A 14,406-nucleotide genomic window follows, 5' to 3' on the forward strand; every position below is an offset into this window, starting at 1 on the left:
ACCAAGGTATTACAAATCCCGCTTTTTCAACAATCGGTAGGAGAAAAACACAAAAATAGCTGTCCAGGCAATTACTATTAGAAGCTGATACCAATGAATGCCGTAGTCTTTTTCAAACTCAGATCCCAGCTGGTTTGCAGCAGCTTTAAAGGCATTTAGACGGGAAAATGGTTCCTTAATTATGTTCGCCATGCTTTCCAGTGGAAAGAAGCGTGCGATATGATCTGCAGTATCAGTCCCTTTAAAGATTTTCCATTTTAGCACACCATAGGTAATGCTTTCTATAATCCACCAGATAAAAAGGAAACCCAGTGCAAATGCAGAGCGCTTTACCAATATTCCCAGAAACATACAGAAGGCAAAAAAAGCCGTAAGCTTGACGAAATATCCTACAAGATATTCCATATCTGAAAGAATAATCGAAACTTCACTAAAATCCGAAAAAGAAAGTCCCAGGATTAAAGAAACAATAAACAGGAATAATGTAGAGATCAGTGAAAATACGAGTACGGTCAGGAATTTAGAAAGTACAAATTCTTTTTTGCTAAGGCCATCGATGAGGTTTTGCTTAAGCGTCCTGTTGCTGTATTCATTGGACATCATCGAAACAATGACAATGGCCAAAAACAGTTTTAGCATTGCCGCAATATAGCTGTTAAAGTGCCAGATATAAGGGAAATTAAAAATTCCCTGGTCTGCTACCCGGAAATTGATCTGACCAATATTAAATTCGATAGAGGCAAAAAGGGCTATAAAAGTGATAAGAATAAAATACGTGAGCGTTAATACTTTAGCAGAACGACTGTATTTTAATTTATGAAATTCTATGTTTAATAATCGTAGCATCAGGCTTTATTTGTTTGGTTAGTTAATTGAAGGAACTGTTCTTCCAGGCTTTGTTTTCTCTTTACGAGATAACATAAAGAGAGGCCTCTTTCAAACAAATATTCATTAATCACTTCGGCCTCCATAGGTTCTTCCAGGATAGCTGTTACCAGATCATCATTAACCGTAATTTTACCAATATCGGGATGGCTCTTTAATAGCTCTTGCAGGCGGGCAGTGTCTTTAGCTCTTAATTCAAAAAATCCGTGGCTTGCATTAATTCCGTCTACGGGGCCGGTATAAAGTTTAACTCCATTCCGGATAATTACTACATGAGAGCAGACTTTTTCCACTTCATCCAGTAAGTGCGAAGCAAGAAGAATGGTGGTACCCATTGAAGCAATTTTTCTGATAATTTCCCGAATCTGATGGATTCCCTGAGGATCGAGTCCGTTTGTGGGTTCATCCAGAATAAGGATTTCAGGATCATTGAGCAGGGCAGAAGCGATTGCAAGACGCTGCTTCATTCCCAGGGAATAGGTTTTAAACTTGCTGTTTTTTCTATCTAAAAGTCCTACCAGTTCCAGTTTTTCCTCAATTTTTGCAGGCGGAATATTTTTAATTTTGCAAACCAGGGCCAAATTTTGGGCCGCCGTCATGTATGGATAAAAGTTGGGGTGCTCTATTATTGCCCCTACTTTTTTTAAAGCTTCATGCGTAGATTCTTTTCCGTCAAACCAGAGAAAATCTCCACTGGTTTTATTTACGACATTAAGGACCATTCCTAAAGTTGTGGATTTACCGCTACCATTAGGGCCTAAAATTCCGTAGACATTTCCTTTTTCAATGGTGAAAGACAAATTATCTACAGCCGTAAGTGAGCCGTATTTTTTAGTAAGATTGGTGATGCTAAGGATTGTTTCCAATTGATGAAATGTTTTTAGTATGACGACGAAATTAACATTTTGTTACAGGTTTCGCACTAGAAACTGTATTTTTGGGCAAAACCAATAGATACATGGAGCAGAAATTAATGTCGAAGAAGAAACCTTCTTTCCCAATAAACCAGCGTTTTAACCGGTATCTCGCCAAATATAACCGGAATACAATGATTCCTGTGTTTTATGAAGATTTACTGCGCTTTTCCGGTTCTATTGTGGTTTATGATCAACATGAAGAGGATACTTTTTGGGTGCGTTGCTATTATCCAGATCACGAACGCCTGGAAATTGATGAAAGCCTGAAGAAAGTATATACCATCCTTCATTCTGATGGTAGTGACGATTCCCTGGAGTTCCTGAATATTGATGCCATAGACTACTGTACCTTCGGAAATTCAAAACCATTTCGCGTAAAAGTGCGGAATATTTTAAATGATAGTTTTACTTATTTCTACGTAAAAACTGCAGATGCTTCAAGGGTTTACGGTCTCGAATTCGAGCACTTACTTTCCCCACACAGGATTAATTTCCTGGTTTATAAAGAAACTTTAATTGAGGAACATATCGCAGGTATTCCCGGTGACGTTTTTATTGAAGATCACCTCCCAACCTGCAGCGAACGTGAGCAAACGCAAATTGCCAAACAGTTTGTGAAATTCAACGAGCGCTGTACGGTACGACTTTTAGGTGATATGCGCTCTTATAATTATGTGGTGATTCCTACCCACGATTTTGATCATGTCCAATATAAGATTAGAGCTATAGATTTCGATCAGCAATGTTATGAGGGAAATTTAAAAGTTTACCGTCCCCAGTTTTTTAAAGAGAATTATAAAATGGTAAAGTTAGTTTCAGAAAAATTGCAGGAATCTTCTATAGAACAATACAGGAAAGAGGAACGCTCACTACTTGCCAAGCGGATTATCAATACCAAAAGCAGGTACAAAGAATTGATAAGGTGTATGATTAACGATCATGTTTCTACCGGGGACAAGGTTAAAAACCTGCGGCAGGATCTTTATAAATACACCAATGATGTCAAGTTTAAGCGTGCCAGCACAATGGGCCAGATTCTACGGACTGCCCTGGATTTCGTGAAACGCAATTACGAAGATGTAAATATGAAGCGATTGTTAAGCTGAAGAACTTCCTCTAAAAAAGTGAAGAGTGAAGAGTGAAGAGTGAAGAGTTCATTTTTTCGTACTTCTTACCTCCCACTTCGTACTTCAAATTAGGTCGATAATTGCCATTTTCAGGACTTGCTTTTAAGAGAGGAAAGAGGAAAGAGCACAGAAAAAAATTTCCGTACCTCTCACTTCTTACCTCGTACTTCATACTTCAAATTAGGTCGATAATTGCCATTTTCAGGACTTGCTTTTAAGAGAGGAAAGAGCACAGAAAAAAATTTCCGTACCTCTCACTTCTTACCTCGTACTTGAGATAAGGTCGATAATTGCCATTTTCGAGGCATAGCTTGGGAAAAGAAAACTCTTCACTCTTCACTCTTCACTTCATTTCTAGCTTTTTTCTTCTTTATTGAAGTAAACGAGGTAATAATACATCTGTTTTTCTTCATCCCAGCCTTTTTCTACAAATTTTTCAGCAGATTCCGGGTTAATGAAGTCCAGTTTTATCTGAATATTGGTGTCCAGGTTAATTACGCTCTTAATTTTCTTCCTGGCAGCGGTAACTGCAGTGTTTACAATAGAAAAATCTGAAAGATCTTCAATTTTATATTTTGGAGCCTTCTCTGTTTTGTAATTCTGAAATTCAGGAACCAGCTCTGGATTGTCAATTACAGAATTCAGGAAATTAGTCTCTTCAAATTTGTCATTTTTCGCGAAGTAATCCATGCTTCGGTTCATAAACATGACTTCTTCTTTTTTGTCTTCCGCGGGAAGCACAACATCTTTAGCGAAATTTTTACAAAAATTCAGGTAGTTTTTTGTGCGATAATTATCGTCTGCAAGAATATCTACCCCTAAAAAGTTCTCCAGCCAATACTTTGTATCATATCTATTGGAATCTACCGAGAGGATTTTGTAACCTTCTTCCCTTCCTTTATTGAAAATAAGCGCTCCTTTGTCCAGTTTGTTCAGGTTAATTCCCTGCTGGACAATCATATCCAGAATACTTCCTTTTTCTTCAAACTGAAGAAAATCGTGCTTCAATTCTGACTTAAATATGCCAATTGCCGACATTTTTTCATTGTCCAGTTGCATATTTTCAAAATAAACCAGGAATACCTCTCCATTTTTAATGTGAGGATGGGCAGATTGCTCGAAAAGCAAGGTGGTTACTTTCTTCGATATTTCGTGAGCCTTATCGGGGCTATCAAAAATAGCATTGGCTAAATTATAAAGCTCGTTAAATTCCAAATCTGTTTCATGAGAAAACTGATAGTAATTTTCTTCTTTTTCCCTGAAAGGCTTCAGGAAAAATTCCTTGATAAGCGGTTTAATTTCATCCTCAAGATTATAAGGATTTGCAGAAAGGAAAATTCCTTCATTTCTACTTTTATTACCTACTCTGTGAATAGATAAAGATTCAATCTGGGCATTAAAGAGGTTTATCATTTAATAATGAAAAGTAAAAGGTTAAAAGAAATATTGAAGTGAATGCTGATTAATTCCAGTTTTCGTCGAAAGAAAGGTTGTCGTAATCATCAACATCAAAATCATCATCAAATTCTGCCGAACCTTCTTCACTCTCACCAATAAATTCTTTTTCGGGAGCTACGTTAGGTATTTGTCCGTGCACAAACATAAGGTTTGGATAATCGATACTATCTTCAGGATCGGCAATTTCAGCAAGTTCCACGAGGAACGTCCACATATTCAGAAAATCATAGACGTAGATCATTTTCGTATTATCTTCTGAAAGGACGCTGTCAAGGCTGGTTTCATTCATAAGCCTTACTTCGCCACCCATATCAAACTGAGAAAATTCTTCTCCCTGGTTCCAATTATCATCGCTGGCATAAAAGGAAGCCATCTCTGTCCCGTCAAAACCAAATGACTGGATTATGGTATTATGAAGATCCTCCAGGGTACTTTCCTGAAGCATTTCTATATCTCTGAACACATCCTCTTCCGCATCAAGAATTACTCTGAATCTATAAACCATAGCTTTAAATTTTAGGGGGCAAAGTTACAAACTTTTGTACTTCTTAGGGGCATACACGCATTCCATTAACAAATAAAACTGAATCCCGAAAAACAGGGAGGCAATGACCAGATGCAACGGCTGGCTAAGAAACGGGAAGTCGTAATTATACATGGCTATACCTGTTGCTATTTCCAATAAAAGCAGGATTAGTATCCAGTTAATTTTTGAGAATTTTAACCCGAATTTTCTGTTTTGCCACCAGAGCAGAAGGTTTACAAGCAATACCAGGATTGAAAAAGAACGGTGGAAATAAAAGGTGAAATTAGGGTTTGCCAGCCAAAGTTCTTCAACTCCTGTACCTAATGCTTTAGACTGTTCATCCACAAACTGTCGTACCTGAGTTCCCAGTACCACCTGTATTAATGTAAGACTAATGGCGAAAATAAGGAGATTCCGGAAGCCTTTCTTTTGATAATGTTCACGTCTTTTTTCCGAAGAAATATAGATTAGGTAGATGAGAATCGCCACAATTACCAGGGCCATCACCATGTGTACGGTAATACGGGCGGGTGCAAGAACAGAATAAACCACGGTTGCGCCAAGCCATGCCTGGAATCCCATGAGCAAGACGGTAAGCCATGACAACAGCGGAACACGTTTTCGGATTTTCCATTTTTTGAAGGATAAAAAAGCCATAATTAAAACGGCAAAGCCCGCCAGCGCCCCGAAAAGCCTGTTAATATATTCCACCCAGGTATGTGCGGGATTAAAGACTGCATAATCGTGTTTGATATAGGTTTCCCAGTTTTCTTTGTTGTATTCTTTAGAAGAAGTGAAGTCTGAAGCAGCGACCTGCAAGGTTTCATCTACAATAATCACCTGGCCTTTTTCATATTTTTTTTGTGGCTGAAACAAAAGTTCGGCCTCTTCAGTAGGAGGAATGTAATATCCGAAGCATTTTGGCCAGTCGGGACAGCCCATTCCAGAGCCGGTCATTCTTACCACGGCCCCGGCAATAATTACCAGGTAAACAAGGACAAGCGCTATTTTTGCTGATTTTCGATACACTTTTTGTTGATATTAGATTAGAGACTGCTTCGCTATCAGAATTTTGGATTTGGTTCAGGAATTTTTAAAATTTTATCCTTCCAGCTGAATTTTCCTGCTCGATTTGCTACTCCAAACTCCGATCTCCGAACTCACTATTTCACCGGCTGTAGTCCAAGCTTTTGTCCTTTTTTCAGCATAAAATTATGTGCTGCATCATATTCGTTCGGGATATCTCCTTCAAGAATTGCTTCTTTAATCGCATCCTTTATCATTCCCACTTCCCGACAGGGCGTTAAACCAAAAGTTTCCATAATTTCCTCTCCACTTACCGGAGGCTGAAAATTGCGTATATGGTCCCTTGCTTCAACTTCTTTGATTTTTTGTCTTACTATTTTAAAGTTGTTATGATATCGATCAAAACGTTTAGGGTTTTTGGTGGTGATGTCAGCTTCACAAAGGGTCATTAAATCCTCAATATTGTCACCGGCGTCAAAAACAAGCCTGCGCACGGCAGAATCTGTAGTGTTATCATCCACAATAGCAATAGGACGCGAGCTCATTAAAACCATCTTTTGAACAAACTTCATCTTTTCGTTTAACGGCAATCTCAAACGCTTAAATAATTTGTAGACCATTTTGGCGCCCACAAACTCATGACCATGAAATGTCCAGCCTATTTTCTTGTGAAACTTCTTGGTAGGTGCTTTGCCAATATCATGAAGAAGTGCGGCCCATCGCAGCCAGAGATCATCGGTGTTTTCTGAAATATTGTCCACTACTTCCAGGGTGTGCCAAAAATTATCTTTATGTCGTTGTCCTTCAATTTCATCTATTCCTTCCAGTGCGGTAAGCTCGGGAAGAATTAGTTTTAAAAGTTTTGTTTTATGAAGCAGCGCAAAACCGACTGATGGTTTTTCGGAAAGCATAATCTTGTTCAGTTCGTCTACAATACGTTCTTTGGAAATTATTTTAATCCGGTCTTTATTCTCCCGTATTGCTTTAAGCGATTCTTTTTCGATTCTGAAGCCAAGCTGGGCGGCAAAACGTATCGCTCTTAACATGCGCAAAGGATCGTCTGAATAGGTAACATCCGGATCAAGCGGAGTTCGGATAATCTGGGATTTTAAATCTTTGAGTCCGTTAAAGGGATCCAGAAGTTCTCCAAAATTGTTTTTATTCAGGCTTAACGCAAGTGCATTAATTGTAAAATCACGCCGATTCTGATCGTCTTGCAGCGTGCCATTTTCCACAATGGGATTCCTGCTGTCCTCACTATAACTTTCTTTACGGGCACCAACAAATTCAATTTCCATATCGAAAGCCCGCAGCATTGCGGTGCCGTAGTTCTTGAAGACCTGGACTTTTGGCTTGTGAGGTAATAGTTCTGAAACCTTTTTGGCAAGTTCAATCCCACTTCCCACCGCAACCACATCAATATCCTTGGGATCGCCCCGTTGCAGAAGGTGGTCACGTACAAAACCACCAATAACGTAGCTTTCTACATCCAGTTCTTCCGCGGCAAGCGAGATTACATTAAAAATTTTATGATCTAAGGCCTCTTTATAATTTTCCACTTACTCTTTTTTCTTCCTGTCGAAAGACCTCGCAGGTTTCTAAAACCTGCGAGGTCTTTAAAACGAACTCAGCGAATCGCTTATTTACAGATGCTATTTACGTACCACTTTCACTTTTCCATCATTACTCAACTTAATAATTGCAGATGGTTTGGTGCTTTTTTTTGACTGGTGCAAATTTACTACATAGTCCACACCTTTTAAAATTTCAGGAGCTATTTGAGAGTAGGATTCCGGAGTTTTTTCTCCGCTTATATTTGCTGAAGTTGAAACGATTGGTCTTCGAAATCTTCGCACTAATTCTTTGCAAAATTTGTCCTTGGTCACGCGTATCGCAAGCGTATTATCGTCTGCAATGAGATTTTCAGCAACACGAATAGGATCATCGTAAATAATGGTCGTTGGTTTTGCAGCATATTTAAGAATATCATAAGCCACTTCAGGAACATCTTCTACATATTCGTTTAACATTTTAAAATCTGAAACGAGGCAGATAAGCGATTTAGATTCGCTTCTTTTCTTTAGGGCAAAAACCTTTTCTACGGCTTCAGGATTTGTAGAATCACAACCAATTCCCCACACGGTATCTGTAGGATAAAGAATAAGTCCGCCGCGTTTTAACACGCTAATTGCTTCCTGAGATTCAGTTTTAAAATCATCTTTCATTTAATACTTTTTTATATTCTGAATATGTTTTTTCAGCCATTACTGCTGAAGTAAAATTATTTTCCAGTTTTTGCCGGGAAATGCGTGTGAAATTTTCCCGGTCCTGCTGATTGTTCAGCAAAGATACGATATGTGCGGCCAATTTCTTAACATCAAAGGCCGGGGCGAGTAATCCATTCACGTTATGTTCAATAACTTCAGAAATACCGCCTACGTTTGTGCTTACCACTGGAACTTTATGATAAAAAGATTCATATATAAACTGCGGAATCCCCTCGCTTTGCGACGTCATCAGGCTTATATCGAACTGCGGAATAAAATTAGCGGCGTTCTCCACTTTTCCCATAAAAGTTATATGTTTCTCCAGTTTGCACTCATTTATCAAATTGAGTAACGGAGGCGTGAGAGTACTAAATTCGCCAATCTGGACAAAATGAAGGTTTTTAAGCTGCTGCTTATTAATGAGCTCATCAGCAACAAAAATAAAAGTTTCCAGGTTCTTTGGCCAGATGTGATTGGCGATGTTTCCGATAATTCGGACTTCTTTTTTTAACTGCAACTTATTCCGAAGAAGAAAGGGTGTGGTTGTAGCTTTATCCTTTATGTTCGTGCCATGGTAAATGCAGCGAATTTTATTTTTATCCTCAATAGTTTCGGAAGTAATCCTGGCAGTGGCTATGGAAACACAAAGGATTTTCTTTATTTGAGGAGAATTGTATTTAAAAAGGGTCTGCTTTCTGGACCGAATGGGAAAAGACGTTTTTTTACTGAAAACAGCAGGTGGGAGGGAAGCGAATCGGGTTCCTAAAATATAAAGCGTTAAAGCAGTGCTGTCGTGAATATGCACAATATCGACCTTCCTTTTCTTGCAAATATTGATGATCTTAGCCACATATCGTGGGTCCATTTTAAAACTTAAGGAGGCCGGAATTATTTCGGTTTTTGTGTCGTAAAAATTTTTACTGAAGCGGAATTTACTATTGCAAAGGACGATATTGTTGATTTTTGGGACCACATTGGGAAGTTCCCTGCATAAGTTTTCAATATGCCTTTCTCCACCACCCCATTTCTTAACTGCTGAGAGGTGGAGGACAGTTAAATCCTGATCCTGATATTGTTTTGCTTCTTTCTGCAATATTGTCAATGTAAAATAGATCGTGAAAGTAAAAAAATCGATATTAAGGATAAGGAAATAGCTATTTTAATTTGAATGAGACGTTCAAATGATCTGAAACACAATCAACGGAAGGATCCACAATAATGACTTCAAATAATTATATTTGATTTTTGTATTCAGAAAGCGGAAGGCGAAAAATGGCAATTTTCGGCTTCTTTTGAAAAACTTTCTGAGTTATCAGAACAATCATGCAATCTACTTCATGAAAAAAATTCAGGTCGGTTTTTTGATGTCTTACGATTATGAATTGCTCAAAAAAGCAATTCCGCCGGTTTATGCAGCAGCAGATTCTGTTTTTATTGCTTTAGATGAAAATTATCGAACCTGGTCCGGAGGAAAAATATTGGTAGATCCTGAATTCTTCAAATGGCTGGAGGAAATTGATGTTGATCAAAAAATTACAATTTACAAAGATAATTTTTATGTGCCGGAACTTACTGCAATGGAAAATGAAGTGCGGGAAAGGAAAATGCTGGCGCAGAAGATGGGAAAGGGAAATTGGCTGATACAGGTAGATTGCGACGAATATTTCTTGAATTTTGAAGAATTTGTAAATGATTTGCGCAAGTATGACAAATTTTTAGATAACCCTGAAGACAAACCTGTACAGATAGCGGCTTTTCTTCTGGTTCTTTATAAATATGTAGATAATGGAATTCTTTATGTAGAAAAAGTACGGCGGCAGATGATGGCTACTAATTTCCCTGATTATAAAGTGGGAAGAAATACAAAACAAAGAATCATTTATACACAAAACCTTCTTTTGCATGAGTCCGTTTCACGATCAGAAGAGGAGATTATTACTAAATTCAGGAATTGGGGGCACCGGGAGGAGACGAATCCAGATCAGTTTTTGGAAAAATGGCGTGCTGTAAACAGTAAAAATTTTTCAGAATATCAGGATTTTTTCTATTTGGAGCCGGAAAAATGGAAAAAATTAGCGTTTGTAAAAGGAAATTCTGTGGAGCAAATCAGCAGTAATTTAGATTATAAGACCTTAATTCCTTCAGATTTTTATATCTATAAAAAGAATTTCGGACAATGGTTTAAATCACATTTTAAGTGAAGCCCGAAATTTGGCGATTTTCGGCATAGAGAAAGGAATGTGACTTTGTTTTATTCCGTAGTAAATTTGCAAAAAGAATAGCTCTGTTAATAAAATCAACTTTGAAACCATATTGAAATGAAAACTGCTTTACTTATTTCTACCTACAACTGGCCTGAAGCTTTAAACCTGGTTTTAAAAAGTGTAAAAAATCAAAGTACGGCGCCAGATGAAATAGTAATTGCAGACGACGGCTCTACTGAAGAAACGGCTAACGTTATCAAGAAGCACAAAGATCAGGGTCTTCCAATAAAGCATGTATGGCAGGAAGATGAAGGGTTTAGAAGAACTTCGATTTTAAATAAGGCTATTGCACAAGCTACTTCAGATTATATAATTCAAACAGATGGGGACTGTATTTTACATAAAGATTTTGTCAGGGATCATATCAACAATACGAAAACGGGAACTTTTCAGTTTGGGAGCCGGGTGAATATTCAGGAAGAAGCTTTGCAGGAAATTTTTGAGGAAGGAAGAATCAGTTATGATTTTTTTGCCAGCGGAATTAAGAAGCGGACAAGGAGTCTACATATTCCTTTTTTGAGCAGTTTTTATAAACAAAAGAATGAGCTTTCAAAGAAAGTCCGAGGTTGCAATTTGTCTTTTTGGAGAAAAGATTTTATTGAAATTAATGGTTATAATGAGGATATGACCGGCTGGGGCCAGGAAGATTCCGAAATGGTGGTAAGATTGTTGAACAAAGGCGTCGACGGAAAGCGTCTTCGTTATGCCGGAATTGTTTACCATATTTGGCACAAAGAAAGCTCTAAAGAAAAAAGTATTGTAAACCGGGAAATACAACAGAGGGCGATGGATGAGAAAATGGTTAGCTGTGAAAACGGAATTGAAAAGTATCTGTAAAAGGCTACTTTTTCTTTTACGCTAAAGCTTTATCCAGATAGGAAATAATCGCTTTTGCTCCTCTTTCTGAAGCAGTAGAGCCTTCTTCGGTATAATAATTTTCTTCGGTTATTTTTTTCTGAACAGTTCGATATTTGGCAAAATCTGCTGTTGCCTTTGTCAGAGCTTCATTCAGCTGTTTTGCAGAATTTATAACCTCACCACATTTCCAAAATCTAAAACTGAAATCATTTTCATACTGAAGCTCGTTTGGATTTAAAAATATACAAGGTTTGGGGGTGATAATAAATTCATAGACCTGGCTGGAAACATCGCCGACGTAAAGATCAGCCGAATTTAAGTAAGACATATCTATACTTTTCAGACTTCCCAAATCTATGTGAATATTTTTTTTCCGGTAAAATTTTTCAGGAATTTCAGAAGCCTTGTGTCCGCCTTTATTTTCCTGAAAAAGGTGTAAATGCGGAGCAAAAATTAAATTGAAATGTTCCTGATTATAAAAATAATCGAGTACTTCAAGGCCTTCGTGCTTCCACGAAGATAAGTTTGGGTCGAAATGAGGATTGTATAAAACAACGGGTTTTTTATTCCCAAAAGAGAAATTTCTTTCCTTCGCTTTTAATGCATCTAATTTAGCGTAGCCGGTGATAGCAGGATGATTTCCTAACAGTCCCATCTCCTTATACTGCTGGTACTGAAAATTGCCAATTATCAGCTGAAAGTCAAAATCCAACTGACTCTTATTAAAGGCGTAAGCCCTGCCGGGGGTGCCATGTGGAAATTTGAGAAGTTTAGGTGTTTTGCCCGGTTTTCTATCTCGTAACAGGTACTTGTGAAAATAATCAGTGAAAACTACAGCATCAAAAGTTTTGAGAATATACTTTTTGTTTTTCTTGATCCAGAATCCTTTTCTTGGCAATTCTCTGCCTTTTATTCTATCAGTAAAAGACCGGAAAGCTGAAGTCGGCAACTCTTCTACGGTAATATTATCGCCATCCAACTCTTTAATGCTTCTGCGCAGCAAATCGTGGTTTGAAGGATAGGTGAGAATACTTACTTTTTGAGTTTTCGAAAGCTCTGTCGCAATGCTGATAAAATGAAAGATATGATGGATTTCGTCTAGGAAAATAAATCCTATTTTATAAGTTCTTTCACTTTCTGTCTTAGTCCCCATTGTTACAAGATTACCACTTTAGCAGGAAATATACAATTTGCCTCACTTGAATTCCCATTGCGGTACCTCGATAAAACTTTTTTCAGACGGGAAATCTTTATTAAAAACTTATTTTTGTGCTATGAAATTTGTGGTAGAAAAAGCTTTTGCAGATCAGAGAGAAGAAATTCTGCACTTTATAAATCATTTCAGTAGAGAAGGGGAAGTACTGGATAAAGGTCAGCGTAACGACATTAAAATCTTCGATCTCAACGGGAAAAGGCTAAACGTAAAATCTTTCAAAAAACCCAATCTGATTAATCAGGTAGCATACAAATATTTCAGAAAATCCAAGGCACGTCGCTCTTTTGAAAACGCAAATTATTTATTGTCACACAATTTAAAAACTCCTGTTCCTGTTGCCTATGCAGAAGCGTCCGGTTTATTATTTACAGAGAGCTTTTATGTGTGCGAACAGATTCCATATGATCTTACCTTTAGGGAATTAATTCATGAGCCTGATTATCCTCAGAGAGAGGAAATACTCAGGGCATTTACCCGGTTTACATTTCGGTTACACGAAAATAACGTCAACTTTCTGGATCACTCTCCGGGAAATACACTCATTCAAACCAATAACGGAAATTTTGAATTTTATTTGGTAGATTTAAACCGGATGAAATTTGAGCCTCTGAATTTTGAAGAACGAATGAAAAATTTGCATCGCATTACTCGTTTTGAGGACATGGCGAAAATAATAGCAAATGAATATGCGAAGTTAATCCCGGAAACTGAAGAAGAAGTTTTTTCTGAATTGTGGAGTCATATTCAGAAATTTCAGGAAAAGGCAAGGAAGAAAAAGGAGTTTAAGAAACGACTAGGATTGAAAAAATAAGTCAGTCCATATTCCTTTTCATTAGCCAATGATAAAGAACAATATTATAAGCTTTAAAACCTTCAAGGTAGCTCAAGATATAACCTTCTTTTCCTGCAAGAAAATTTCTTTTGATGAAATACTGTTTAAGGAAAGCCTTAACCGGATTCCAGAGAAAATGAAATTTATAAATTTTCTCCTTCGGGTTTTTTGAAGATCCAGTGCGTTTGGCTTCCCTCATAAGCTCCTGAGTGTACTGATTATAATTTTTCAATTCGGGATCCTTAATTTTTCCGTTTAAAATCTGGAGCTTCACATACCGGCTTAGAACCCCGTAACCATTCATAGAAGTAGAGGTTAACCCTGCTACACCGTCCATAAAACCCAGTCGCAGAATATATTCACTTAAAAACCTGTAGAGTGGCTTAAGTAGCAACGGAGCTGCCCCTACTTCTTTCTTCCGCTGAAAAAGTTGCGTGGACTGCAACTCAGAATACTGATTTTTCTTCTGAAAGAAGTGCCACAGATTTCTGTAGGTATAATGTAATATTCTGCCTTTAAGCACACCAACAGATCCTTCGCATATAAGTTGCTCATGAACCAGACCTTCATATCTGCAGAATTTTCTATTGAATAATCTGAGCTTTATCTTATTTCCGTTTGTTCCATGATGGATGAACCGGTTAATAAAATAATTTTTGAATAACATCTTGTACGCCTTATGCTTCGGGTTTTTTATCGCTGAAAGAATTTCATTGCGCAGTTCGTAAGTGATGTATTCATCAGCATCCAGCACCAGGATCCAGTCGTTCTTTGCCCTTGCGATCCCGTAATTCTTCTGATTAGAAAAATTATCGAATTTACGTTGTAGGATGGTACAATTATGTTTTTCTGATATTTTAACTGTGGCATCTGTACTGTAAGAATCCATAATTAAAACCTCGTCTGCAAAACCCGAACAGGAAATGGCCTGCTCTATTAATTCTTCTTCGTTGTATGTAGGTATTAAAACTGTTATGGGTGCCCGCATCTAGATATCAAAGGATTTCAAGTGGATAAAATTAAGTATTTT

General features: G+C 37.6%; 14 protein-coding genes. 4 read left to right on the forward strand and 10 right to left on the reverse strand.

Going from position 1 to position 14,406, the window contains the following annotated elements; genetic code table 11:
- Positions 1–9: 9 nt before the first annotated feature.
- Both RM545_RS14140 and RM545_RS14145 read right to left on the reverse strand, forming a co-directional pair.
- Positions 10–846, reverse strand: a complete 837-nt coding sequence (locus tag RM545_RS14140; protein ID WP_311495938.1) for an ABC transporter permease — start codon at positions 844–846, stop codon at positions 10–12.
- The gene (locus RM545_RS14145; protein WP_311495939.1) at positions 846–1,751 is read right to left on the reverse strand and encodes an ABC transporter ATP-binding protein; all 906 of its coding nucleotides are present in this window, start codon (positions 1,749–1,751) and stop codon (positions 846–848) included. The genes RM545_RS14140 and RM545_RS14145 overlap by 1 nt, the downstream gene beginning before the upstream one ends.
- Before the next feature lie 92 nt (positions 1,752–1,843).
- On the opposite strand from RM545_RS14145, the gene RM545_RS14150 reads away from it, so the two are divergent.
- On the forward strand, positions 1,844–2,908 hold the full coding sequence (locus RM545_RS14150; protein WP_311495940.1) for a hypothetical protein: 1,065 nt from the start codon (positions 1,844–1,846) through the stop codon (positions 2,906–2,908).
- A gap of 375 nt (positions 2,909–3,283) precedes the next feature.
- On the opposite strand, the gene RM545_RS14155 is transcribed toward RM545_RS14150, so the two are convergent.
- The 6 genes from RM545_RS14155 to RM545_RS14180 all read right to left on the reverse strand — a co-directional run bounded on the left by RM545_RS14155 (position 3,284) and on the right by RM545_RS14180 (position 9,299).
- Positions 3,284–4,342: a nucleoid-associated protein gene (locus RM545_RS14155; RefSeq protein ID WP_311495941.1), complete on the reverse strand. Its 1,059-nt coding sequence runs from the start codon at positions 4,340–4,342 to the stop codon at positions 3,284–3,286.
- 49 nt (positions 4,343–4,391) lie between these two features.
- The gene (locus RM545_RS14160) at positions 4,392–4,892 is read right to left on the reverse strand and encodes an IS1096 element passenger TnpR family protein (RefSeq protein ID WP_311495942.1); all 501 of its coding nucleotides are present in this window, start codon (positions 4,890–4,892) and stop codon (positions 4,392–4,394) included.
- A gap of 24 nt (positions 4,893–4,916) precedes the next feature.
- Entirely contained in the window at positions 4,917–5,942 is a 1,026-nt protein-coding gene (locus tag RM545_RS14165) for a COX15/CtaA family protein (protein WP_311495943.1), read from the reverse strand.
- A gap of 134 nt (positions 5,943–6,076) precedes the next feature.
- Entirely contained in the window at positions 6,077–7,498 is a 1,422-nt protein-coding gene (locus RM545_RS14170) for a CCA tRNA nucleotidyltransferase (protein WP_311495944.1), read from the reverse strand.
- A gap of 93 nt (positions 7,499–7,591) precedes the next feature.
- The gene (locus RM545_RS14175; protein WP_311495945.1) at positions 7,592–8,164 is read right to left on the reverse strand and encodes an L-threonylcarbamoyladenylate synthase; all 573 of its coding nucleotides are present in this window, start codon (positions 8,162–8,164) and stop codon (positions 7,592–7,594) included.
- Entirely contained in the window at positions 8,154–9,299 is a 1,146-nt protein-coding gene (locus RM545_RS14180; RefSeq protein WP_311495946.1) for a glycosyltransferase family 4 protein, read from the reverse strand. The genes RM545_RS14175 and RM545_RS14180 overlap by 11 nt, the downstream gene beginning before the upstream one ends.
- Before the next feature lie 244 nt (positions 9,300–9,543).
- Between RM545_RS14180 and RM545_RS14185 the strand changes: the two genes are divergently transcribed.
- On the forward strand, positions 9,544–10,407 hold the full coding sequence (locus RM545_RS14185; RefSeq protein WP_311495947.1) for a hypothetical protein: 864 nt from the start codon (positions 9,544–9,546) through the stop codon (positions 10,405–10,407).
- 117 nt (positions 10,408–10,524) lie between these two features.
- Entirely contained in the window at positions 10,525–11,307 is a 783-nt protein-coding gene (locus RM545_RS14190) for a glycosyltransferase family 2 protein (protein ID WP_311495948.1), read from the forward strand.
- A gap of 16 nt (positions 11,308–11,323) precedes the next feature.
- Here RM545_RS14190 and RM545_RS14195 read toward each other — a convergent pair whose 3' ends face one another.
- Positions 11,324–12,481, reverse strand: coding sequence for a CDP-glycerol glycerophosphotransferase family protein (locus tag RM545_RS14195; protein WP_311495949.1), 1,158 nt, complete (start codon positions 12,479–12,481; stop codon positions 11,324–11,326).
- Between the two features lie 121 nt (positions 12,482–12,602).
- Here RM545_RS14195 and RM545_RS14200 point away from each other — a divergent pair, with 121 nt between their 5' ends.
- Positions 12,603–13,355, forward strand: a complete 753-nt coding sequence (locus tag RM545_RS14200) for a lipopolysaccharide kinase InaA family protein (protein ID WP_311495950.1) — start codon at positions 12,603–12,605, stop codon at positions 13,353–13,355.
- A 1-nt stretch (position 13,356) separates the two neighbouring features.
- Here the strand turns inward: RM545_RS14200 and RM545_RS14205 are convergent, their stop codons facing one another.
- Positions 13,357–14,364, reverse strand: coding sequence for a glycosyltransferase family 2 protein (locus RM545_RS14205; protein ID WP_311495951.1), 1,008 nt, complete (start codon positions 14,362–14,364; stop codon positions 13,357–13,359).
- Positions 14,365–14,406 lie beyond the last annotated feature (42 nt).

It is taken from the genome of Autumnicola lenta (genome assembly GCF_031846515.1).
Lineage (GTDB): Bacteria > Bacteroidota > Bacteroidia > Flavobacteriales > Flavobacteriaceae > Autumnicola > Autumnicola lenta.

Coding starts and splice junctions, on each gene's coding strand:
- RM545_RS14160 (WP_311495942.1), bottom strand. CDS start 4,892: ATGGTTTATAGATTCAGAGTAATTCTTGATGCGGAAGAGGATGTGTTC.
- RM545_RS14140 (WP_311495938.1), bottom strand. CDS start 846: ATGCTACGATTATTAAACATAGAATTTCATAAATTAAAATACAGTCGT.
- RM545_RS14150 (WP_311495940.1), top strand. CDS start 1,844: ATGGAGCAGAAATTAATGTCGAAGAAGAAACCTTCTTTCCCAATAAAC.
- RM545_RS14155 (WP_311495941.1), bottom strand. CDS start 4,342: ATGATAAACCTCTTTAATGCCCAGATTGAATCTTTATCTATTCACAGA.
- RM545_RS14190 (WP_311495948.1), top strand. CDS start 10,525: ATGAAAACTGCTTTACTTATTTCTACCTACAACTGGCCTGAAGCTTTA.
- RM545_RS14200 (WP_311495950.1), top strand. CDS start 12,603: ATGAAATTTGTGGTAGAAAAAGCTTTTGCAGATCAGAGAGAAGAAATT.
- RM545_RS14175 (WP_311495945.1), bottom strand. CDS start 8,164: ATGAAAGATGATTTTAAAACTGAATCTCAGGAAGCAATTAGCGTGTTA.
- RM545_RS14205 (WP_311495951.1), bottom strand. CDS start 14,364: ATGCGGGCACCCATAACAGTTTTAATACCTACATACAACGAAGAAGAA.
- RM545_RS14185 (WP_311495947.1), top strand. CDS start 9,544: ATGAAAAAAATTCAGGTCGGTTTTTTGATGTCTTACGATTATGAATTG.
- RM545_RS14195 (WP_311495949.1), bottom strand. CDS start 12,481: ATGGGGACTAAGACAGAAAGTGAAAGAACTTATAAAATAGGATTTATT.